The organism is Blautia coccoides (assembly GCF_034355335.1).
Classification (GTDB): Bacteria; Bacillota; Clostridia; order Lachnospirales; family Lachnospiraceae; genus Blautia; species Blautia producta.
The window spans coordinates 4,576,450-4,597,688 of sequence record NZ_CP136422.1; the positions used below are offsets into that span (position 1 = coordinate 4,576,450).

The 21,239-nt window shown below is 45.5% G+C and carries 21 protein-coding genes and 1 tRNA gene; 5 read left to right on the forward strand and 17 right to left on the reverse strand.

Annotated elements, in window-relative coordinates; translation table 11 throughout:
- Window positions 1–2 precede the first annotated feature (2 nt).
- The gene (locus tag BLCOC_RS20565) at window positions 3–176 is read left to right on the forward strand and encodes a hypothetical protein (RefSeq protein WP_165907178.1); all 174 of its coding nucleotides are present in this window, start codon (window positions 3–5) and stop codon (window positions 174–176) included.
- Window positions 177–545: 369 nt separating this feature from the next.
- On the opposite strand, the gene BLCOC_RS20570 is transcribed toward BLCOC_RS20565, so the two are convergent.
- Together BLCOC_RS20570 and BLCOC_RS20575 are read right to left on the reverse strand one after the other, a co-directional pair.
- On the reverse strand, window positions 546–737 hold the full coding sequence (locus BLCOC_RS20570) for a helix-turn-helix transcriptional regulator (RefSeq protein WP_115623217.1): 192 nt from the start codon (window positions 735–737) through the stop codon (window positions 546–548).
- Between the two features lie 24 nt (window positions 738–761).
- Complete coding sequence (locus BLCOC_RS20575) at window positions 762–1,082, reverse strand: hypothetical protein (protein WP_115623218.1); 321 nt, start codon at window positions 1,080–1,082, stop codon at window positions 762–764.
- A gap of 547 nt (window positions 1,083–1,629) precedes the next feature.
- Between BLCOC_RS20575 and BLCOC_RS20580 the strand changes: the two genes are divergently transcribed.
- Complete coding sequence (locus BLCOC_RS20580; RefSeq protein ID WP_115623219.1) at window positions 1,630–2,454, forward strand: C45 family peptidase; 825 nt, start codon at window positions 1,630–1,632, stop codon at window positions 2,452–2,454.
- 220 nt (window positions 2,455–2,674) lie between these two features.
- Here BLCOC_RS20580 and BLCOC_RS20585 read toward each other — a convergent pair whose 3' ends face one another.
- From BLCOC_RS20585 to BLCOC_RS20650, 14 genes are all read right to left on the reverse strand, one after another.
- Window positions 2,675–2,884, reverse strand: coding sequence for a helix-turn-helix transcriptional regulator (locus tag BLCOC_RS20585; RefSeq protein ID WP_018598524.1), 210 nt, complete (start codon window positions 2,882–2,884; stop codon window positions 2,675–2,677).
- A 1-nt stretch (window position 2,885) separates the two neighbouring features.
- The gene (locus BLCOC_RS20590; RefSeq protein ID WP_115623220.1) at window positions 2,886–3,527 is read right to left on the reverse strand and encodes a DUF3796 domain-containing protein; all 642 of its coding nucleotides are present in this window, start codon (window positions 3,525–3,527) and stop codon (window positions 2,886–2,888) included.
- Between the two features lie 605 nt (window positions 3,528–4,132).
- The gene (gene dnaB, locus BLCOC_RS20595) at window positions 4,133–5,461 is read right to left on the reverse strand and encodes a replicative DNA helicase (RefSeq protein ID WP_018598526.1); all 1,329 of its coding nucleotides are present in this window, start codon (window positions 5,459–5,461) and stop codon (window positions 4,133–4,135) included.
- Between the two features lie 30 nt (window positions 5,462–5,491).
- Window positions 5,492–5,938 carry a 50S ribosomal protein L9 gene (rplI, locus tag BLCOC_RS20600; RefSeq protein WP_018598527.1) on the reverse strand — a complete coding sequence of 149 codons (447 nt, stop codon included), beginning with the start codon at window positions 5,936–5,938 and terminating at the stop codon, window positions 5,492–5,494.
- On the reverse strand, window positions 5,935–7,980 hold the full coding sequence (locus tag BLCOC_RS20605) for a DHH family phosphoesterase (RefSeq protein ID WP_029468198.1): 2,046 nt from the start codon (window positions 7,978–7,980) through the stop codon (window positions 5,935–5,937). The genes rplI and BLCOC_RS20605 overlap by 4 nt, the downstream gene beginning before the upstream one ends.
- Before the next feature lie 195 nt (window positions 7,981–8,175).
- On the reverse strand, window positions 8,176–9,798 hold the full coding sequence (locus BLCOC_RS20610) for a sensor histidine kinase (RefSeq protein ID WP_029468197.1): 1,623 nt from the start codon (window positions 9,796–9,798) through the stop codon (window positions 8,176–8,178).
- Window positions 9,785–10,486 carry a response regulator transcription factor gene (locus tag BLCOC_RS20615; RefSeq protein ID WP_018598530.1) on the reverse strand — a complete coding sequence of 234 codons (702 nt, stop codon included), beginning with the start codon at window positions 10,484–10,486 and terminating at the stop codon, window positions 9,785–9,787. Before BLCOC_RS20615 ends, BLCOC_RS20610 begins: the two co-directional genes overlap by 14 nt.
- Window positions 10,487–10,648: 162 nt before the next feature.
- On the reverse strand, window positions 10,649–10,912 hold the full coding sequence (gene rpsR / locus BLCOC_RS20620; protein WP_018598532.1) for a 30S ribosomal protein S18: 264 nt from the start codon (window positions 10,910–10,912) through the stop codon (window positions 10,649–10,651).
- Between the two features lie 34 nt (window positions 10,913–10,946).
- The gene (locus BLCOC_RS20625; RefSeq protein ID WP_018598533.1) at window positions 10,947–11,411 is read right to left on the reverse strand and encodes a single-stranded DNA-binding protein; all 465 of its coding nucleotides are present in this window, start codon (window positions 11,409–11,411) and stop codon (window positions 10,947–10,949) included.
- A 149-nt stretch (window positions 11,412–11,560) separates the two neighbouring features.
- Complete coding sequence (rpsF, locus tag BLCOC_RS20630) at window positions 11,561–11,848, reverse strand: 30S ribosomal protein S6 (protein ID WP_018598534.1); 288 nt, start codon at window positions 11,846–11,848, stop codon at window positions 11,561–11,563.
- A 101-nt stretch (window positions 11,849–11,949) separates the two neighbouring features.
- On the reverse strand, window positions 11,950–12,138 hold the full coding sequence (locus BLCOC_RS20635) for a DUF951 domain-containing protein (protein WP_018598535.1): 189 nt from the start codon (window positions 12,136–12,138) through the stop codon (window positions 11,950–11,952).
- A 31-nt stretch (window positions 12,139–12,169) separates the two neighbouring features.
- Window positions 12,170–12,895 carry an NAD-dependent protein deacylase gene (locus BLCOC_RS20640; protein WP_115623221.1) on the reverse strand — a complete coding sequence of 242 codons (726 nt, stop codon included), beginning with the start codon at window positions 12,893–12,895 and terminating at the stop codon, window positions 12,170–12,172.
- Entirely contained in the window at window positions 12,895–13,698 is an 804-nt protein-coding gene (srtB, locus tag BLCOC_RS20645; protein WP_018598537.1) for a class B sortase, read from the reverse strand. Before srtB ends, BLCOC_RS20640 begins: the two co-directional genes overlap by 1 nt.
- 12 nt (window positions 13,699–13,710) lie before the next feature.
- Entirely contained in the window at window positions 13,711–14,955 is a 1,245-nt protein-coding gene (locus tag BLCOC_RS20650) for a hypothetical protein (protein WP_115623222.1), read from the reverse strand.
- Window positions 14,956–15,207: 252 nt separating this feature from the next.
- On the opposite strand from BLCOC_RS20650, the gene BLCOC_RS20655 reads away from it, so the two are divergent.
- A tRNA-Met gene (locus tag BLCOC_RS20655) sits at window positions 15,208–15,281 on the forward strand.
- Between the two features lie 138 nt (window positions 15,282–15,419).
- Here BLCOC_RS20655 and BLCOC_RS20660 read toward each other — a convergent pair.
- A complete protein-coding gene (locus BLCOC_RS20660) occupies window positions 15,420–18,182 on the reverse strand; it encodes a glycoside hydrolase family 3 protein (protein ID WP_115623223.1) in 2,763 nt (920 codons plus the stop codon).
- Between the two features lie 235 nt (window positions 18,183–18,417).
- Here BLCOC_RS20660 and BLCOC_RS20665 point away from each other — a divergent pair, with 235 nt between their 5' ends.
- Together BLCOC_RS20665 and BLCOC_RS20670 are read left to right on the forward strand one after the other, a co-directional pair.
- Window positions 18,418–19,347, forward strand: a complete 930-nt coding sequence (locus tag BLCOC_RS20665; RefSeq protein ID WP_115623224.1) for a helix-turn-helix domain-containing protein — start codon at window positions 18,418–18,420, stop codon at window positions 19,345–19,347.
- A 123-nt stretch (window positions 19,348–19,470) separates the two neighbouring features.
- The gene (locus BLCOC_RS20670; protein WP_115623225.1) at window positions 19,471–21,144 is read left to right on the forward strand and encodes an alpha-glucosidase; all 1,674 of its coding nucleotides are present in this window, start codon (window positions 19,471–19,473) and stop codon (window positions 21,142–21,144) included.
- The last annotated feature ends 95 nt before the right edge of the window (window positions 21,145–21,239 follow it).

Consider the following 21,239-nt stretch of genomic DNA (forward strand, 5'->3'; position numbering starts at 1 on the left):
TTTTGGGGAAGGTGGACGAGGATGTGAAGGCGGACGGGGAAAAGGGGCGTGTGGGAAACGTGGGAGCGAAGCGTTCCGCTGTCCGGGAGCTAACCTGCTCCCAGTCACTAAATTCATCGGCATTGGCCTCTTCATTAAGTGTCTGGGGCAGGTGGATCTCCCGAACGCTCCACTAAGACATCGCTCCCACGTTTCCCACACGCCCCTCTTCCCCTGGTTTTCGCTGAAATCACTGGTTGCCAAACTTACAATTTCTTGGAAATGATGTTTACTGAATTTACTTTTCGCTGAAATCACCGGTTGCCGAAATTACGGTTTGTTGGATGTGATGTTCACTGAACTTACCTTTCGCTGAAATCACCGGTTGCCGAAATTACGGTTTGTTGGATGTGATGTTCACTGAACTTGCCTTTCCCTAAAATCACTGGTTGCCGAAATTACAGCTTGTTGAAAATAATATTCATTGAACTTGGTTTTCACAAAAAATTATTTTTTGCCGAGGCTTGAGTCAGTGGCTGAATGGATTGTTTTTGTAGGGGATATCTTTAGTCCAGAAAGAAGATATCCTCTACATTTTTGTTTAGAAGGCGGGCTATTTTCATGGCCAGTTCCAGGGTGGGGTTGTATTTGTCGTTTTCTATGGCTATGATGGTCTGGCGGGTGACGCCCAGTTGATTGGCCATGTCTTCCTGGCGGAAACCGGCTTGTTTTCTGAGTTGTTTGATGTTGTTTTTCATTTGGACTCCTGCTTTTATGCTGAATTACAATAGATAGAAACCAATGGTTATTATAATGGCTATTATGGCAATGACAAAGATTATGCTCCATAAAAATTTGTTTGGTTCTCTGTACTCTTCATCGCCAGAAATCATTTTTCTTTTCATCAGCATCTCAGAAAATCCCTGAACGCATAAAACTGCTGCCAGCACCAGCATGGGAATCTGATTCGATATACCATCACCTGAAAAATTGCGCCAGCTTTCAATCAATACCCAGACTGCCAGAATTAGAACCGCTGCTTTAAACCCTAATTCTTCAGAACGAAGCCTGATGTTCCTGTCCATCTCATCCATTTTTTTCATGACGTATACCTCCTTTAAAATGTCAAAAGTTCTTTACATTTCTATTATAACCTATTCCACAAAAATGTAAAGAGTTCTTTACTTTAAACTCAAAAAATATAGGTGACAAGGACTCGTAACCTACGCGTTCCTCAATGGAAATACAGGGTTGATTTATAATTAAGTTGTCCCATAGTACCGAAGAAAAGTAACAATTATAATAACACAGGAAATATTCATGGAGAGATTCAGAAATAAAAATGTTTGGTTCCGTGAGGAAAGTGCCAATAATGAGCCGGTATCCGACAGGAATTTTTCCCAGAGCAGAACCATGGGAAATAGCTAAGCTGTCATCTGGTTATTGAGACAAAATGAATAAGAAAATGCTGTGTAAAGTATAAACTTATATGACGCATTTTTGATTCCGAAAAATGTTGTAGATTGAACCATCGGGATGCTTGTGTTATCATATGAACAGAAGTGTACAAAAGTGGTGAGGCCAATGATAAAATACCTAAAGATTCTTTAAATACTCTAAACATATTATATATTAAAAGGAGGCTTCAAAATGTGTACAAGTTTTGCAGTATATCATCAGGAAAATGCTATTTATGGTATGAATTTCGATACTGATGATGTTGACTTAAGATTGAAAGTCACAAGCTATAATGATAAGAATTTATTTTATTTTTCAGCTTTATTAGATAACAGATACAGGGATATCGCTGGTTTTAATAGCGAGGGACTTTTTGTCTGTACTCAGGCAGTGGAATATGGTCCAGGTTTTAAATCAAGTTGTGACGAAAATGATTGGTTTGCTTTTGAACTTTTTGATGAGGCTTTAAGGAAAACAGGAAAATCCTCTGAATTTTTTGAACTTCCTGATAAAAAAGTGATCTCGTATCCTAGAAATCCATTATTTCCGGATTTGGGGCTGCATACTATGATTGCCGATAAAAGCGGCGATGCATTTATTCTGGAAGAAGGAAATGACAGAAATATAATAAGTCCTATCCATAATGACTTTATAATCATGACTAATTTTCCAAATGGAAATTTTGAGGATGTAAATTATAATAAAGTACATGGTATAGGTGCTGACAGGTATATTTGTGCTTATGAATATATTTCTGATCATATTGACAGCTTTGGAATAAATGAAGCCTTTGAAATTTTAAGCAAAACCAGTCAGGAAAACACTCTAAGTTCCATAGTATATGAGCCATTAAAAAATGAAATTTACATTAGTTTAAAAAAAGATTTAAGCAAAAGATGGAAAATTTCTATGATTGACAAAACGATCCAATCCTTGGATGGATTTTTAATCAGTAATAAAATTCAACTTACAAATGATGAAATATTTGTAAATGATCTTCTTAGCTTATATAAGTGAAAACCATTTAGAAAAGAATCCATTGTAAGACAGTCTTTTTAGAGTGTTCAAGAAAGCGTAAGAAATAGCAGAGATTCTTCCGGTCCGTCTCCCGGCCATCTATCCGGTACCAGGACAGGATGGATGCGTTTTCGATCCTCCTCGCAGAGAGGTAGGTTCGGTATAGGGCAGAAAGTATAATAAAAATGCAGCCATTCGGAAAGTAATGACTGCATTTTGCCTATTCATCAAAAATAAAAATTTCCTCTATAGGAGCCCCCACGGCTCTTGAGATATCAATCGCCAGTTTTAGAGAAGGGTTATACTGGGCTTTTTCCAGACGCATAATGGTTTCGCGGCGGACGCCTACAGCATTGGCCAGTTGTTCCTGAGTCATATCTTTTTGCTGACGGTATTGTTTCAGATTACATGTAAAACCTTCTATCCCCATCTCACTCTGCTTCCTCCGTATCATATTTATACAAAAGATAGCTGTTCAGAAAGAGGACCAAGCCAATGATCAGAGAGGATGCAACAGAGAAAATAAGAGCCACATGATCAATACCCATACGTCCCCCTGTTAATCCCACAAACCATGCGACTGCCCAAAGAAGTCCAAATCCTGTTTTATAAGAAACCAATTGTGCCCTGGACTGTTCCTCCTTAAATCTTTCGTCCATCAAAGTACAGCTCATCTTTGCCTCGTAGAAAAACCCAAAAAATCCAAAAAACACAAAGAAGAAAAACGGCCAAACCTGCCCCTGTATAATATAAGACGGAATACCAAGAAACCCAAAAAATCCAAAAAACCCCAACCATCCGAATTTAGGGCTTAATTTCCTGGTCACCCCTTTTTCCGCTGTCCCTCCATTCCTGAAATTTATCACCAGGCTTCGGATCATCAGAAACAAAACATAACAGACAAGTGCTGCTGTTGCCGCGATCAAAGGCAGATCCGTCCCCCTAAACACATACGTATCCAAATCCACCGGCTGTACGATCCTGCCCTCATTAAAAACCATATCAAACCCCACAGCCAAAACCTCTGCCAAAACAACCCCAATCAATAAAATCCCTTTCCAATTTTTCTTCATACCCCATCCTCCTAAAAGTGATATATTTATCTCTTAATAAGACAAATATATCACTTTCTCTCCCATCTGTCAATCACTTCAAATAATTTTCCCCTTTTTCTACACACCAATTATCATTTTCTCCATCATCGCTTCCGCTCTATCTATAGCATCGCTTCCATTCTATATCTCTTCTCACTACCGTTCTATCTCCTATCGTCATTCCTATTCTATCTCTATCATCGTTTCCGTTCCTTCTCTATTATCACTACCATTCTATCTCCATCATCACAATCATTCTATCTCTCGTTCATTCCCGTTCTCCACATCCCTGCGGTCAAACCAACCCCAGGGAAATGATAAGAGGGCCGGGAGGTGCGGACACGGAGTCAGGGGGTGCGATGTCTCAGTGGAGCGTCACGGAGATCCACCTGCCCCAAACACTTAATGAAGAGGCCCATGCCGATGAATTTAGTGATTGGGAGCAGGTTAGCTCCGGGGCAGCGGAACGCTTCGCACCCCCTGACTCCGTGTCCGCACCTCCCGGCCCTCTTGTCATTTCCCGTCCCCTCCCCACCAAAAAAGGCCCCGCAGCCACCAGCCACAGAACCTTTATTTCTTTATTTCTATTTCTTCATATTCACAAACTTCGTATAATTAGGCAGCCAAACCAGATTCACCGTCCCAATCGGACCATTCCTCTGTTTCGCAATAATGATCTCCGCAATATTCTTATTCTCAGAGTCCTTATTATAATAATCATCTCTATAGATAAACATAACAACGTCGGCATCCTGCTCAATAGCCCCTGACTCTCGAAGGTCAGAAAGCATGGGCCTGTGATCCGGTCTCTGTTCCACAGCACGGCTCAACTGAGACAGTGCCACCACCGGCACGCTCAACTCCCTTGCTAGGGCTTTCAGCGACCTGGATATATCGGAAATCTCCTGCTGACGTGATTCACTTCTGCCGCTTCCTGACATCAACTGCAGGTAGTCGATAAAGATAACTCCCAGATTCTGCTCCAGTTTATACTTCCTGCACTTTGACCTCAGTTCCGAAATGGAAATACCCGGTGTATCGTCAATGATCATATTGGAGGATCCAATAATATTGGCACCCTCGATCAACTTTGCCCAGTCCTCATCTTCCAGATTACCTGTACGGATACTCTGAGAATCCACTTTTGACTCAAGAGACAACAGACGGTTTACCAACTGTTCCTTTGACATCTCCAAACTGAATATAGCGGTGGTAACACCGCTCTTAAACGCCATATACTGAGCAATATTCAGTACAAATGCCGTTTTTCCCATAGACGGCCTGGCAGCTACCAGGATCAGATCCGACGGCTGGAAACCGGACATCTTGTAATCCAGATCAATAAATCCTGTGGGGATACCCGTAACACTCCCCTTAGTCCTGGATGCCTTCTCAATCTTCTCGATCGCATTGAGGACCACATCCTTTATAGGAACAAATTCATCACTGCTCTTTCTCTGAACCAGATCAAAAATCTTTTTTTCTGTGATCTCAAGAATTTCCTGTGTCCGCTCATTGCCCAGATAACAAGTGTTGGCAATCTCCTCTGTGGTCTTGATCAGCTTTCGCAGCATTGCCTTTTCAGACACGATCTCCGCATAATACTTTACATTCACAGAGGTCGGCACTGCTGCCACCAATTCTCCCACAAATTCCATACTGGAAATCTCAGGCGGTACATCCAGTTCTTTCAGCCTATTCTGCAGTGTCACCAGATCCACAGGTTTGTTCTCGTTGTAGAGTTCCACCATGGCCTCAAAGACAATGCCGTACTGCTGTTGGTAAAAATCATCTCCTGTAATGATCTCCGATGCGGTTACTATGGCATCTCTGTTCATTATCATGGAACCGATAACCGACTGCTCCGCCTCAATGCTGTGGGGCAGGATTCTCTTTATGAGTGCTTCTTCCATGACAGCTATGGCTCCTTTCCCTCAGAAGGCTTATGCCTCCTTCACAATAACTTTCAGCTCTGCTGTCACTTTCGGATGCAGTCGAATGGGCACTTTTGTGGTTCCCAGTTCTTTGATAGGGGAGGAAAGCTGCATTTTCTTCTTGTCAATGTCATATCCCAGCTGTTCCTTCGCTGCCTCTGCCAGCTCTTTTGAAGAAATGGAACCGAAGGTACGGCCGTTTTCACCGACTTTGATAGATACTGTCACTTCTTTTGTCTCCAGCTCCGCCTTGAAAGCCTGTGCCGCGTCAAACTGCTCCTTTGCCACCTTATCCTCATGTGCTCTCTGGAGCTTCAGATCGTTGATATTTTTGGAAGTGGCCTCCAGTCCCAACTTTTTGGGAAACAGCATATTTCTGGCATATCCATCACTTACATTTACAATGTCACCCTTTTTTCCCAGGGATTTTACATCTTCTACTAAAATTACTTTCATATCTCTATGTCTCCTTCCTTAACCATCTGGTCAATGGTCTCTTTCAGTTTGATGACAGCGATTTCCATCTCTTCATCTTTAAGCTGTGCTCCGGCCATATTGATGTGGCCGCCGCCGCCCATGCGTTCCATGATAAGCTGTACATTCACCTCATCAATGGCCCGGGCGCTGATATAGATCGTGTGATTATAGTCTGTGAGCACAAAAGATGCCCGCACACTGCTGATATTCAAAAGCTCATTGGCTGCCTGAGACGCCACGATGGTAGGGCTGTCCACGCCCTGGCTCGGGCAGACCGCAATGGCAAAATAGTTCCGGTAAGTCTCCACATGGCGGATTGCCTCAGCCTTCGCCCTGTAGGAACCCACATCATCCCTGAACATTTTGCGCACGCGCGTCACATCCGCACCGCACCGGCGCAGAAACGCAGCAGCTTCAAATGTTCTCACGCCTGTCTTGGCCGTGAAATTATTGGTATCAATAATGATGCCGGAATAAAGAGCATCCGCCTCTATGTTATATATCCTGATATCATCAGAGAAATACTGCAGTATCTCCGCAACCATCTCACAGGCTGAAGACGCAAAGGGTTCTATATAAGAAAGAACCGCATTGGAGATCACCTCCGCGCCCTGACGGTGATGATCCAGCACCACGATCGTCTTTGTCTTTGAAAGAAGCTCCTCACATTCTGTATAGCTGGGCTTGTTGGTATCCACTACAACCACAACGGTATTGTTGTCCACAATATCCTTTGCCTCTGCGCTGTCCACAAACATGTGTTCATCATAATCCGGATTGTTGATAAAATTCTCAATGATCGGACGTACAGACATAGTGGGATTATTTACAACAATATGCGCCTTTTTATTCAAGGATTTTGCTGCCCTGTAGATACCGATTCCGGCACCGATGGAATCCACATCTGAAATCTTGTGTCCCATGACCACCACTTTATCCTTGGCAACCATAAATTCTTTCAGTGCATGTGCCTTTACACGTGCCTTTACGCGGGTATTCTTGCCCATCTGCTGGGACTTCCCGCCAAAATATGTCATGCTCTCTTTGTCCTTGATCACCACCTGGTCACCACCGCGGCCAAGAGCAAGGTCGATCGCGATCCTGGAATATTCATAATTCTGGGCATAACTGGGCGCATTGATACCGATACCGATACTGATGGTCACTGCCATGTCATTTCCAATGTTGACGGTCTTAACGTCTTCCAGAATATTAAAGCGCTTTTTCTTCAGCTCCTCCAGAGAGCGTTGGCGCATAACAAGGATAAACTTATCCTTTTCCAGCTTCTTTACAAGACAGTCTACTTCACTGAAATACTTGTTCAGCTTTCTCTCTATGAGAGCAACCAAAAGGGAACGGCGCACTTCTTCCACACTGTTGAGTGCCTCGTCATAATTGTCCAGATACAAAAGTCCGGTAACCAGCTTCTCGTCCTCTGTCCTGCGAATGTAACGGTTGATCTCTGTCTCATCAAAGAGATACAGTGCTGTGAGGAAATTCTCGTCCTCCGCCTCCACCAGACCTGAATCCTCCAGTAATTTCTGGATGGAAATCCTGCGCATAGATGCACGATAATCCTTCTCGCCAAACTGGAATACCACCTCAGACGCGTCCTCCTTAGGCAGTGTATCCACTGTGATCTCAGGAAACAGGGTGGTTATTGATTTTCTATATTTCCGCGGCTTTTCACACAAGGCGGAAAATGCATCATTCATCCACATCAGCTTTCCTTTGCTGTCCAGCAGTGCATAAGGAACGATAAATTCCTTCAGCAGGCTTCTCTGCACCTGCCCGTACTGGGTAGCAAAAGAAATCAGCTCATTCATGATGATGGCACGGCTGTGATGGTATAAGAAAATAACTATCAGCAAATAAACAGCCAAAAATCCGCTGGCAGCAGCACCAGCACGCCTGTTGATACGGAACACACAAATATCCATGAGAATCAGAAGGACTGCCAGAATCACCGGCCACTGCATGTACAGCTTCAACTGACCTTTAATCTTAATTTTCCCATTCATATCCTCTTACCTGCCAATTTCTCTACTTTGTCCGGTCTCCTATTATGCCTTGCCGGATGAAAATGTACTTTAATATTATACCATCAAATGCGGTGATGCACAACTTTAAATTGCAGTTAGCATTTTCGTGCAAAATGACGGACCTGTATGCAGGATCAAAAAAGCCTGCTGATCTCTGCAATAGAGGAAACGCTGTCACGATCCGGACAGCGTTTCCTCTATTTTCATCCATATAATAAATTCTGTTGACATCCCGTTTTCCGGATGTTTGGAAAGACTGATGTACCCTTTGTGGGATTCCACGATCTTTTTGGCAATGGCAAGGCCCAGACCGGTTCCCTGCCTGCTGTTGCGGGATTCATCTCCCACAGTGAAAGGCTCAAAGATGACATCTGCGATCTCCGGCGGAATTCCTTTCCCGTTGTCTGCAATGGTGATTTTAACGCTGTTCCCCTCGGCAACTATAGAAAAGCACAGCATGGTTCCCTCCTGATTATGTCTCAGGGCATTGGCAATTATATTTTCAAAAACACGTCTAAACTGCTGTTCATCAATATTGCAGTATAAAGGTTTTTCGGGGATATCCACTTCCAGCTCAAACCCCGCCAGGGCGATCTCATTGTACTTAGATGCCAGATATTCCCTGGCAAATTCACAGATATTCACTCTTTTAAGCGTGGGACTAAAGTCAGGATGCTCCAGCTTGCTGTATTCATAAAAGGTATTGATCAGTTCATTGAGGGCAGAGGATTTCAGATAGATAGTTTTGAGATACTGTTCCCGCCGCTCCTCAGGTATCACCCCGTCACAGACTGCCTTTGCATATCCCTGGATCACAGTGATGGGTGTCTTTAAGTCATGGGATATATCAGCCAGCATCTTCTGCTTGTCCCTGTCTGCCTTGAGGCGCCTCGCTTCGCTCTCGTTGAGCCGGCCGGCAAGCCTGACAAAATCGTCACCGATCTCCACAAACTCATTTGGTCCTCTGTACTCATTGCTGGGCTTCTCTCCCTGCTGGTACTGGGTGATAGTACGGCTTAAAGAGGTCAGGGGAACTTTTACTTTTCGGTTCAGCTTAAGCACAAAGAGAGCCACAACAATGACATACAGCGGGATCGTCAGCAGCCAGAGCCGTTCCAGAGCAGAGACTATGTGACGGTAACTGGGATCATCCAGCTTTTTATATTTGAAGACTGCTGTGTATTTTCTGCCGTCCTCCCCTTTAAATACATGTTTCTGGTATCCGTATTCCTTCGAGACGGAATCTGTCATATACTTCAGCTCCTTCTCTCCAAGACGCTCGGCGGGAAAATCCATGGTATTTGTGAGCACTCTGTAATCCTCATCTAAAATCATGAAACTCTCCGTCTCATCATAGGTTTCACTCCCCAGGGACGGCGCCTGCCCGTAGCGTTTCACCAGGATCTGCATCTTCCCCTCCTGGTTGGTAAAAGTAGTGGTCTCTGTGTATTCCCAGAGTGTCATTTCCGGAATACAGTGCAGCTCTGTGTCGGTAAAGGAGTCCTCCATTTCGTCACTGCTTTTATATACCGCCTTTTGATTTTCATCCAGTATTACAAACTTTCCTTTCGGACCCAGAACTTTCTTGCAGGGAAACTCGTCATAGCTTCCCTCCTCCAAAAAACCCTCATTCGCTTCCAGAGCGCTGACGCTTGGCACATCCAGCCGTCTCTCAAATCCTTTGTTGATAACAGCAGATATCAATGCCAGTATACAGAGTATGGTCAGTGTAAAACCCACATAATTTTGTATGAGGAGAGCCAGAAAGCTGCCTGTTTTTCTTTTATCTGTCTTCAATCTTATAGCCCACTCCCCTTATGGTTTTTATGTAGCGTGGATTTTTGGGGTTGTCTTCTATTTTATCCCTGAGATTAGAAATATGAACCATGATCGTGTTGTCATCGCTCTCAAAATATTCTCCGCTGGTACTCTCATAAATCTGTACCTTGGTATAGATCATACCCGGCTTTTTCATGAGAAGTGCCAGAATTTTGTACTCCATAGGCGTCAGAAGAACCTCCTCGCCCTTTTTCTTCAGCACAAGCGTCTGGGTATCCAGACTCAGATCTCCCACTTTCAGGATATAGGATTCCCCCTGTTTCGGCTTCTCAGCATTTAGCTGATAAAAGCGCCTGAGATTGGAATTCACTCTCGCCACGATCTCCAGAGGGTCAAAAGGCTTTGCCATGTAATCGTCTGCCCCCAGATTCAGTCCCAGGATCTTATCATTGCTCTTATCCCTTGCGGAGAGGATCAGGATCGGTATATTGCTGATCTCCCGAATGCGCCGGGTAAGTTCATATCCGTCCATTCTGGGCATCATAATGTCAAGAACCGCCAGACTGATATCTTCCCGCTCTATTATCTTCAGCGCCTCCACTCCATTGCCCGCCCAAAAGACACGGTAGCCCTCATTTTCAAGATAGAGTCTTAAAAGCTCCGCAATGTCCTGTTCATCCTCGGCGATCAAAATTTTGTAATTCATGTACCTGCCTCACTTTCCTTGGTATAACCGAACTCATCCGATGTGCCCATTATAACACGTTTTGGGTAGTGATGAAACCCAAAAGAGTCTGCTTCCCGGATAACAAAATAACGCCGCTGCATAACGCAGCGGCGCTTGGTATACGATAGTTCTGCCTGCAGATTAGTCCTGAACATAAGGCATGATTGCCAGATGTCTTGCTCTTTTGATCTCTACAGTCAAAGCTCTCTGATGTTTCGCACAGTTTCCTGTGATTCTTCTCGGAAGGATTTTTCCTCTCTCAGAGACATATCTTTTTAATTTATTTGCATCTTTGTAGCTGATTTCGTTATTTTCTTTTCCACAGAATACGCAAACTTTTTTTCTTCTGCGTCCGCCTCTTCTCTTCATCGGAGAATCCGGTCTGTTACCTTTTTCGTAAGCCATGATCTTTTACCTCCTAATAAAATTCCGCTCCTTATCAGTTGAACGGTAATTCTTCGTCAATTCCGTCCGGAATATTCATAAATCCATCTGCAGAGGATGCTGCACCAGGTGTCGGTGAAGGCATTCCCATGCCATGCATTCCCTGTCCGCCAGCCTGTCCCACATGGCTGTCGCTGACTGCTTTGCTCTCGGCGAATTCCTGATCCTCAACCACAACATCTGTGGTATAGACTTTTACGCCGTCTTTGTTCACATAGCTGCCTGTCTGGATCCTGCCGCTGACAGCGATCTTGATACCCTGACGAAAATATTTTTCTGCAAATTCAGCCTGTCTTCCAAAAGCAACGCATCCGATAAAGTCTGCTGTAGCTTCCCCGTCTCTCTTGAAACGGCGGTCAACGGCTATTGTATATCTGGCAATTGCCATAGAGTTTTCTCCTGCGGAATATCTCACCTCAGGATCTCTGGTTAAACGACCCATTAAAATTACTTTGTTCATATCTCTACCTCATCATTTCTTACCTTGCACATAGTATCGGGAATTAGAAACTCACTTATAACTATTCAACAGGTCTGCGCATTTTCTGCGCCGACCGTAAGAAAATTTCATAATTCCAATGGATCCGCGTTTTGTGCCTTCAGAAAGAATTAAGCGTCTTTCCTAACAACTAAATATCTTAATACATTGTCCATGATGCGAACGTGGCGTTCTACTTCTGCAGGGCAAGCTGCATCAGATTCAAACTGGATGAAGTAGTAGTATCCTTCGCGCATTTTCTGGATTTCGTAAGCTAATCTTTTTTTGCCCCACTCTTCTACTTCGGAAATTACTCCGTTGTAACGGGTGATGTAGCCTTTCGCTTTTTCCACAACTGCTGCACGAGCTTCATCTTCAATCTTCGCATTAACGACTAATGCCAATTCATATTTGTTCATGCTGTTCTACCTCCTTATGGTCTTCTGGCCCTCTGATATGCAGAGAGCAAGGATAAATAATATATCACGAGGATTAATTCTAACATATCGTTCCTGGATATTCAAGCCTTTTTTTTCAAATCTTTGGTATTTTTCTCCACGATTCTCCTCGCCAGCATGATCTGATGTCCGCATCCTGTGCATTTTAATCGAAAATCAGCGCCCACCCGGAGGATTTCCCATTCCTGACTGCCGCAGGGGTGCTGCTTCTTTAATTTTACAATGTCTCCAACTTCATAATTGTATCCCATCTCCGGTTTCCTTTCTGTCTGTCTTACTGTTTTATTCCACGCGGATCTGTGAGAATACCTGCCCGATCGGCTCATTGATCACAAGGTCCGCCATACGGTCCCTGGGTGTGGCATCCCGGTTGATGACCACCAGATGCTTACCGCTGAAATAATCGATCAGGGACGCTGCCGGATAGACCGCCAGGGAAGTCCCTCCGATGATCAATACCTCAGCCTCGGCAATTGCCTGCACAGCCCTGGTAATTGTCCCGTTGTCAAGACTCTCCTCATAGAGGACTACATCCGGTTTGATGATGCCGCCGCATTTTTCACATTTTGGCACACCCTCTGCGGCCTTCATATAGGCAAAATCATAAGATGTGCAGCATTTCATACAGGAGTTGCGGTACACACTTCCGTGCAGCTCCAGCACATTTTTGCTGCCTGCCATCTGATGAAGGTTGTCGATGTTCTGGGTGATGACAGCCTTCAGCTTTCCCGCTTTTTCAAGCTCTGCAAGTTTCAAATGCGCCGCGTTAGGTTTTGCGGTATCACAGAGCATCTTGGCTTTATAAAAGCGATAAAACTCTTCCGGTTTTCTCATAAAAAAGGTATGGCTTAAAATAGTCTCCGGCGGATAGTCCCATTGCTGGTGGTAAAGACCGTCCACACTTCTGAAGTCAGGAATCCCGCTCCCTGTGGAAACCCCTGCACCTCCGAAAAACACTATGCTGCTGCTCTCTGAAATGATCTGCTGAAGCCGCTTCGTTTCTTCCATTATTTATATACCTCCGGCAGGCGCCTGGCCTGTATCACAAATCTGGTTGCATCATTTCCTGTACAGGTTGAAAGTGTTATGATCTTGTCATCCTTGGTGGGCGCTGTGCCTACCGGGAACTCTGAGGCATCCCGCATTTTATTCAGATATTGTGTAAACTGGTCATCCGGGGCACTGAAAAGTGTGTATGTGTCACCTGTTGCAGATGTTGTGTGCACCGTAAATATTTCGTAGCGGTAGCTCTTATCCGGCAGACAGATCCACAGATAAGGGCTGGTCAGATTTTCCGGCTCGTGGAGTGTCCTGAACGTTCCGAACATAGAACCGTTTTTCATATTGTGCCCATAAATGATGGTATTGCAGTCTTCAAAATTACTGTTGTTGGTATATTCCATAAAAATGGCGCCTGCAGCATTCTTCTGTCCCTCAAAAGTATAATGCAGGTAATGGTCATTGTCCGTTCCTTTTACTATGGGATAGCTCACGTCAAGGGCTTCCATCTGGATCCATCCCACAACGTCCGGGTTGATCTCTTTGAGACCCGCAAAGTCAATCTGAGGACCTATCAGTTCCTCTTTTTTCTCTCCCTGATCCTCTGTTTCGTCCTTTGGTTCTTCCTTTTTTCCCTCAGGTTCTTTTACATATTCCCTGATCTTGTCATATTCGTCTGTTCCTTTTTTGTATTCCAAGTAAATATTCACAAGCTGGTATGCGGAAAAAAGAAATACACATACCGCCGCAATGAGAATTATGTTCCGCAGTACGCCTCCCAAAGAAGCTTTCTTTTTGTTATTCTTACTCATGGATGTCTCCTATCAACTGTAATTATCGTAAAACGCATGGTAGTCCTCAGAAATGATCCTGGAACTGGGAACCAATTGTATAGCCAGCCCGTCTGTTGTCACTTTAGTACCCTTGGGCAGCACCGCGTTTTTATATTCTTTGGTATAGTCCGGATAGTCGTCTCCCGGATTGGCATCCATCAAAAAGCTGAAGCTCAGTCCATACTCCTGCCCCTGCTCCTTTGGAAGTTCATAAGTCACGATGCCAAAATCATCTGCCGCCATGACAATATCATATGTGCCTTCCGGAAAATCCTTCCCGGCTTCCATGGTATCTGTCAGGGTGATCACCTCTGTCAGCGGGTTCTCCGGAGGTGTCTCAACTGCTCCTGTCTGGGCGTTCTCTGATGCTATATGTAAATTTCCGCCACCGTTTACCAGTACAATGGCACCTGTAAACAGCCTCACGTCATCTAGCTGCTGCACCTCGTTCTCATCCTCCCCGAAATACTCGCTGAACCATACATTGCTGTCCATGTCAGCCACTTCCAGGCGCATGCCGTCACCGGCGCCTGCAATATACTGCCCCTCCGGAATGTCATATCCCACCACATAGGCACCCGCAGTCAGATCCATCTCCCAGCTCTCGCCCTCAGGAGCCAGCTCTTTTGTGGTGTACTGGTATGGGTCAAAGGTGTATTCCGGATACTCATAAGGCTGCTGATAATCATAGGGCTGCTGATAGTCAAAAGGTTCCTGGTAATCCGGATCGTTAAAGATTTTTTCTGCTGTTATGCTGCTTACCTCTGTCTTGTTGGCATAGCCGATGGACACCAGGATAATACCTGCTATAACCGCAACCGCCACTACAGTAAGCCCTGCTTTATTTCCCCCCTGCTTTCTTGTAAAAGAAGACCCTCCCAGGCTTCCCGGCCCTTTGGACATTTCCCGATAACTATTAAAATTCCCTGCATTCCTGGTATTTTTATTATCAGGAGTATATTTTCTGGGAGATGTATTGGCTCCCTGTTCTTTCTTTGCTGTGTTCCCACTCTGGGCTGAAGAGCTGCTCCCCTGCTGCCGGGAACGGTTCAAAACCGGCCTGTTGTAAGGCTCCGTGTTGTTTTCCCCGTGCACATGGGTGAGAGGGGCACCCTCACACTGGCTGCTGTTCAGTTGGGCACGATATGCAGCATCTGTTTTATTATTATCCATACCGCATTCTGTGCAGATGCCATTTCTTAATTTCCCGCCGCATAGGATACATTTTCCCGCCATCTGTTCTCCTGCCTTTCTGCTGTTGGTGTGTTGGTTGGTTCTCGGTAACTATTCAGCAGTTCTGCGCATTTTCCGATAGATCTTGCCCGCAGATGTGTGGATACTGAACAGTTACGTTTTTTGTTTTATTGTATCATAGATATGAAGGAAACTGAATGTTTTTTTTGAAAACAGGCAAATGGGCGCTGCTCTTTTTTATTTTCTTGACATTGGTATAAAAAGGGACTATACTGAGTATACTTAAATATGTAACGCGGGATGGAGCAGTCTGGAAGCTCGTCGGGCTCATAACCCGAAGGTCGTAGGTTCAAATCCTACTCCCGCTACTCTGATCAAAGCCTGGAGAGAAGATTTCCCGGCTTTATTTTTATTCATCCGTCTAAAAAGTCCCGGCCTGGACCTTCCTCAGCCACAAAAAAGTGCAGAACCTCTGTTATTCAAAAGGTTCTGCACTTTGCCTCTGTCTAAAATCCTCTGTCCATCTTTTCCTGCAATTCAATGGTAACGGTCTGGATCTGCATTCCGCTCTGGGCAAAATACATTCTGACATAGTTGTGGGGACCAAACAGCGGCCCTATAGTCTTTTCTATCTCTATCCACTCTCCCTTGGTTCCGTTGATGGTCACAGTCCCCTCCAGATGGCCGTTCGCAAAAACAGATACGGGAATCTGCGCCAGTTCTCCGCTGTCCGCCTTTACTTTCAGCCGTACTTTGTAAGAACCGAAAGTATCCAGAAGTATTCCGTATACTACACTATTGCCCTTGGAGGTGTCGATTTTTGTACCGTCCAGCACCAAGCTGCCCTGCACTTTGTGATAGGTGATATCAAAATCCACCTTATCCTCCCCTGCCATAACCTCACCAGCTTTTTTCTCCTCCTCAGACATCCTGCCCAGAGTTCTTTCCATAACCGGAGATCTCATGAGCATACGGCAGATATTCCCGGCGCATCTTAAGAGAGCACCGCGCTTAAGCGTTCCGTTTTTAAGGCTTTCCATAAGGTTATCCTTGTTATTCAGGGAATCCTGTGTCACCATGTAGACATCGTTCTGGCTTCGCACCATGGCTGCCAGATTGTCTGTGGAAGGCCGGCCTCCCTCATCGTTTAAATCTGCCCACCAGTCTGTCATGACCATGCCTTCAAATCCCCACTCTTTCCTGAGTATTGTGGTCAGAAGGTCATAATTGCTGGCTGTCCACAGGCCGTTAATGGCACCATAGGTAGTCATGATGGAATAAGCCTTCCCCTCTTTTACCGCTATCTCAAATCCCCGGAGGTAGATTTCCCTCAGCGCCCGCTCTGACATCACAGAGTCCAAAAGTCTTCTGTGATATTCCTGATTATTCGCCGCAAAATGTTTTATGGTTCCGGTCACTCCAAAACGTGCCATGCCCTTTAACTGGGCAGATGCCATAATACCCGTGAGATATGGATCCTCTGAGAAGTATTCAAAGTTACGGCCGTTTAAGGGATTCCTGTGTATATTGATCCCAGGACCCAAAAGTGTGTCTATGCGGTTTTTCCTAAGCTCGGCTCCCTCCATCTCGTACAGCTCTTCTGACAGCTCCGTGTCAAAGGTACAGGCCAGACAAGTGCCGTTAGGCATGGAAAAGGCAGGGGTTCCGCAGTCCATACGGATGCCGGAAGGTCCATCCGCGCAGCAGCCACAGGGAATGCCCAGCTTCTGCAGGGATTCTGTGACACCGCCGAAAGCTGCCGCTGTACCAGGCGTCACCTTGGGAGAACACATGCCCTCACCTCTGACGATACAGCAGAGGTCCTCCTCTGAGAGCTGTGCCAGAAATTCATTCAGAGATATGTCTCTGTCAAAAACCTCTCCCAGCGTAAATCCTTTATTCCCCGTATATGTAATATCCGGAAGGATCTCCTTATGTATGCGCTCCTGCATTTTATGTGTGCGAAGAGGAGCCTCCTCCCATGCCAATGCACCGCCTTCTTTGGCCCGTATTCTCTTGAATTGCCGCACCGGTCCTGCCGCTTCTGTACAGACAGATGTGGCGATGGTCTCCGGGATATAAAAGCTCCCTGCTGCCTCTGCCCCTCTCACATCAGTGCCCACATAGATTCCATAGCTGCCGTTCTCCAGCACATAACAGGATTTAAAGCCTGCTGCTCCGCTGTCGTCATAAGAGGATATATAATAGTCTGTAACTTTCAACACAAGCTCCTGGGATTCCCCGGGCTGCAGACATTTTGTCTTGGCAAATGCGGCAAGATTCCTGGATGGCTTGCCCAGTTTTCCCTGTGGAGGCTCCACATACATCTGTACCACTTCTTTACCCGTACAGGAACCGGCATTGGTAACCTTTACACAGACAGAGGTCTCCCCATCCAGGCGTTTTATGGGACCGCACTCTATCCGGAAGGATGTATAAGACAAACCAAATCCAAAAGGATACAGGACTTTATCTCTGGCAAAGGTTTCAAAATAGCGGTATCCCACGTATATATCTTCCGCATAGATATCAAAGTCCCCGCCTCCAAAATTTTCTGTGGACGGGTAGTCAGAGATATCACGGGCGATGGTATCCGCCAGCTTTCCGCAGGGATTCACTCTGCCTGTCAGTACATCTGCTGCACTGTGTCCGCCCTCCTGGCCTCCCTGCCAGGTGTACAGAACGGCAGAGGGATTGTATTTCTCCACCCACTTCATATCAATGATATTTCCCACATTCAGGACTACAATTGATTTTTTAAACAAACGGCACACTTTTTCCAGCATATCCTCCTCCAGATCTGTCAGAAGATAACTGCCTTTCTCTGCCGATGCATCCCGGTCCTCCCCGGCTGTACGGCCGATCACAATGACTGCCGCGTCAGACCTGGCTGCCGCCTCCTCCACCATCTTTTCATCCAGAGGCATCTCATCCTGGCTCCAAGGCTCCTGTGCCCATCCGCTTCCCTGGTCAAATGGATGTTCCATGATCCAGGAGCGGTAAACTGCCACCAGCTCTTCATCCAGAGTCAGATCCTTTTCCTCCTGCAGGGCATCCATTATGCCGATCACGTATTTTGCGTTTACCAGGCCTCCTGAGCCGGTACCGCTCTTATAATAATGATACTGGATCCTTCCAAATACGGAAATGGCCTCCTTTTTTAATGGCAGTGCCTGATTATCATTTTTAAGCAGTACAGCTCCCTCTGCTGCTGCCCGGCGGGCAAGGGCTGCGTATTTATCCCAGTCGATCACATATTTATTCTCCACTTTACTTCTCCTGTCTACATGATTTATTTATAACATTATGGTTATATCTTTCATTCATTTTACCTGCCAATGAGCCAAAAGACAATATGACGTTTTTGACACATATTAGGCTGATTTTGACCTCTGAAAAGCAGAATATCCTGCCCAAGCAGACTGCCTGTTTTTTTTCTTGTTGCGGCAAATATTCTGTGCTATGCTTTTACCAGAATGAATGAACAGGAAAGGCGGAAAACATATGAAGCTTCCAGACAATTCAGACCTGGATCTGAAGGAACAAAAAGACCACGGCACAGCCTCTTTTCCCTGCGGCCTTTACGAGATTTTTGAGGTCACGGACTGGGAAGGGGTAAAACACCACTGGCATGACGAGGTGGAAATCCTGTATTTTATGAAGGGAGAATTCCAACTGGACGTCAATATGGAGACTTACAAAATACAGGAGGAATGTTTCTATTTTATCAACGCAGGAGAGCTGCACTCCATCCATCCCCAATCGGTCTGTCTGGAATCTGCTGTGCTCTTCCATCCCCGCATTTTAAGCTTTGACAACTACGATATTGCCCAAAGCCGCATCCTCCAGCCCCTTTTAAAGAAAAAACTGTTTTTCCCCCTGCGCCTCACTGCAAAAGACGCGGCTTTTTCTGCTGTCAAAAAAGAATACCTGGATATTGTAAACGTATTTTATCAAAACGGTTCCTACCTTTCCAAAGAAGGACAGACCGTGACGGAAGACCTGCCCTCCCAGCTCTTTATCCGGGCCGGCCTTTTAAAGATCCTGGGCATCCTGTCAGGTGAGGGGCTTCTGACCACCCAGGAAAAGACGGATGACTACCGCGTGGAGATCATAAAAAATTCTCTTGCCTACATCCATGAACATTACCAGGAAAAATTCTATATCCGGGACCTGGCACAACAGGCAGGCATGAACGAACAGTATTTCTGCCGTTTTTTCAAAAAAGCCATTGGGAGGACCCCCATCACATACATCAATGAATACCGCATCGGCCATGCCATCACCCTGCTTCAGGATACGGAGCTTCCCGTTATGGATATCTGTCTGGACTGCGGCTTCAACAACCTGGGGAACTTTCTGCGGGAGTTCCGCAAGAAGACAGGTGCCACCCCTTTACAGTACAGAAAATCTTTCCGCAGCAAAAAGTCATAATATCGTAGTTTTTAATCAGATATTCGTAAGACAAACCGTGTCAAAAGTCAGTATAATTATCCTCGTCAGCCGGCAATAGACTGCCGCATATTAATCAAACGATCAGACGGAGGTATATATAACATGCAAAGAAAATGGTGGCATGGTAAAGTAGCATATCAGATTTATCCAAAAAGTTTTTATGATTCCAACGGAGACGGCATCGGTGATTTGCCGGGTATCATCAGCAAACTGGACTATTTAAAAGATTTGGGTGTGGACATTATATGGATCTCTCCCATTTATGCATCTCCTTTTGCAGACCAGGGTTACGATATCTCGGATTACTATAAGATCGATCCGTCCTTCGGCACCATGGAAGATATGGACCGCCTGCTGAAAGAGGCAGAAGACCGCGGTATGTATATCCTCATGGATCTGGTGGTAAACCACTGTTCCGACGAACACCAATGGTTTGAAAAAGCCTGCGCGGACCCTGATGGGGAATACGGCAATTTCTTTTACATAGAGGACAGAAAGGAAGGAGAACTTCCCTGCAACTGGAGAAGCTACTTCGGCGGCTCCGTATGGGAACCCCTTCCCGGACATCCTGACAAGCAGTACATGCACCTGTTCCACAAAAAACAACCTGACCTGAACTGGGAAAACAAAGCTGTCAGGGAGGAAGTTTACAAGAACATCAACTGGTGGCTGGACAAGGGACTTGGAGGTTTCCGGATCGATGCCATCATCAACATCAAGAAAAAGCTTCCATATAAAGATTACCCGGTTGACCGTGCAGACGGCCTGAGTCTCATTGACCACATGCTGGAAGATGCCACAGGCGTAGGTGAATTCCTGGGTGAAATGCGTGACCGCACCTTCAAACCTCACGATGCGTTTACGGTCGGTGAAGTGTTCAATGAAAAAGAAGAGGAAATCCCTGATTTTATCGGTGACAATGGCTACTTTTCCTCCATGTTTGACTTTGCCCAGACTTCTTTCGGAAAAAGTGAAAAAGGATGGTACGACTGTAAACAAATCACGCCAGACGACTATAAGAGATGCTGCTTCCATTCCCAGAAACGCGTAGGGGATATAGGATTTTTATCAAACATCATTGAAAATCATGACGAACCCCGCGGCGTCAGCTACTACATCCCGGAGGGCGACTGCTGTGATACCAGTAAAAAAATGCTGGCTGCCCTGTATTTCATGCTGAAGGGGCTTCCATTCATCTATCAGGGACAGGAAATCGGTATGGAAAACCTGGGTGTGATCCCGCTAGAGGAAGTGGATGACATCAGCGCCCTTGACCAGTACCATGTAGCATTAGAAGCCGGATTTTCTGAGGAGGAGGCTCTGAAGATCATGGCAACCTACAACCGCGACAACGCCAGATCCCCCATGCAGTGGAACAGCTCAAAAAACGCAGGCTTCTCTACCGGAAAACCATGGCTCATACTCAACTCCAATTACACCAGGATCAATGTTGAGTCCCAGATACATGATGAAAACTCCGTATATTCTTTCTATAAAGCGCTGATCGCTCTTAGAAAAAATCCTGAATATCAGGAGACTGTGGTATATGGCGAACTGGTTCCTTATCTTGAAGAGCGCCACAATCTTATGTCTTATTTCCGTAAAGGCCATAAGAACCTGCTTGTGATCGGCAATTATCAGAACGAGGAGCAGACCATAGAATTGCCTGCTGCCTGCAAAAAGGTCCTGATCAACAACTATCCTGACTTAAACCTTGCAGACAATGTAATCACCCTGCACGGCTATCAGGCAATCGTACTGGAATTGGAGAAATAGGTTTCCATTTCCGCTCCATCTATGATAAAATAACCCCATAAGCCTGAGCGGTAAAGCCATCCCGCCCGCCTGATGCTTCACGTATCAGATACGGG

Coding starts and splice junctions, on each gene's coding strand:
- BLCOC_RS20670 (WP_115623225.1), top strand. CDS start 19,471: ATGCAAAGAAAATGGTGGCATGGTAAAGTAGCATATCAGATTTATCCA.
- BLCOC_RS20615 (WP_018598530.1), bottom strand. CDS start 10,486: ATGAATTACAAAATTTTGATCGCCGAGGATGAACAGGACATTGCGGAG.
- BLCOC_RS20665 (WP_115623224.1), top strand. CDS start 18,418: ATGAAGCTTCCAGACAATTCAGACCTGGATCTGAAGGAACAAAAAGAC.
- rpsR (WP_018598532.1), bottom strand. CDS start 10,912: ATGGCTTACGAAAAAGGTAACAGACCGGATTCTCCGATGAAGAGAAGA.
- BLCOC_RS20635 (WP_018598535.1), bottom strand. CDS start 12,138: ATGGGATACAATTATGAAGTTGGAGACATTGTAAAATTAAAGAAGCAG.
- rplI (WP_018598527.1), bottom strand. CDS start 5,938: ATGAAAGTAATTTTAGTAGAAGATGTAAAATCCCTGGGAAAAAAGGGT.
- rpsF (WP_018598534.1), bottom strand. CDS start 11,848: ATGAACAAATATGAATTGGCATTAGTCGTTAATGCGAAGATTGAAGAT.
- srtB (WP_018598537.1), bottom strand. CDS start 13,698: ATGAGTAAGAATAACAAAAAGAAAGCTTCTTTGGGAGGCGTACTGCGG.
- BLCOC_RS20640 (WP_115623221.1), bottom strand. CDS start 12,895: ATGGAAGAAACGAAGCGGCTTCAGCAGATCATTTCAGAGAGCAGCAGC.
- BLCOC_RS20625 (WP_018598533.1), bottom strand. CDS start 11,411: ATGAACAAAGTAATTTTAATGGGTCGTTTAACCAGAGATCCTGAGGTG.
- BLCOC_RS20605 (WP_029468198.1), bottom strand. CDS start 7,980: ATGAATGGGAAAATTAAGATTAAAGGTCAGTTGAAGCTGTACATGCAG.
- BLCOC_RS20570 (WP_115623217.1), bottom strand. CDS start 737: ATGAAAAACAACATCAAACAACTCAGAAAACAAGCCGGTTTCCGCCAG.
- BLCOC_RS20575 (WP_115623218.1), bottom strand. CDS start 1,082: ATGAAAAAAATGGATGAGATGGACAGGAACATCAGGCTTCGTTCTGAA.
- BLCOC_RS20590 (WP_115623220.1), bottom strand. CDS start 3,527: ATGAAGAAAAATTGGAAAGGGATTTTATTGATTGGGGTTGTTTTGGCA.
- BLCOC_RS20585 (WP_018598524.1), bottom strand. CDS start 2,884: ATGGGGATAGAAGGTTTTACATGTAATCTGAAACAATACCGTCAGCAA.
- BLCOC_RS20580 (WP_115623219.1), top strand. CDS start 1,630: ATGTGTACAAGTTTTGCAGTATATCATCAGGAAAATGCTATTTATGGT.
- BLCOC_RS20650 (WP_115623222.1), bottom strand. CDS start 14,955: ATGGCGGGAAAATGTATCCTATGCGGCGGGAAATTAAGAAATGGCATC.
- dnaB (WP_018598526.1), bottom strand. CDS start 5,461: ATGGAAGAAGCACTCATAAAGAGAATCCTGCCCCACAGCATTGAGGCG.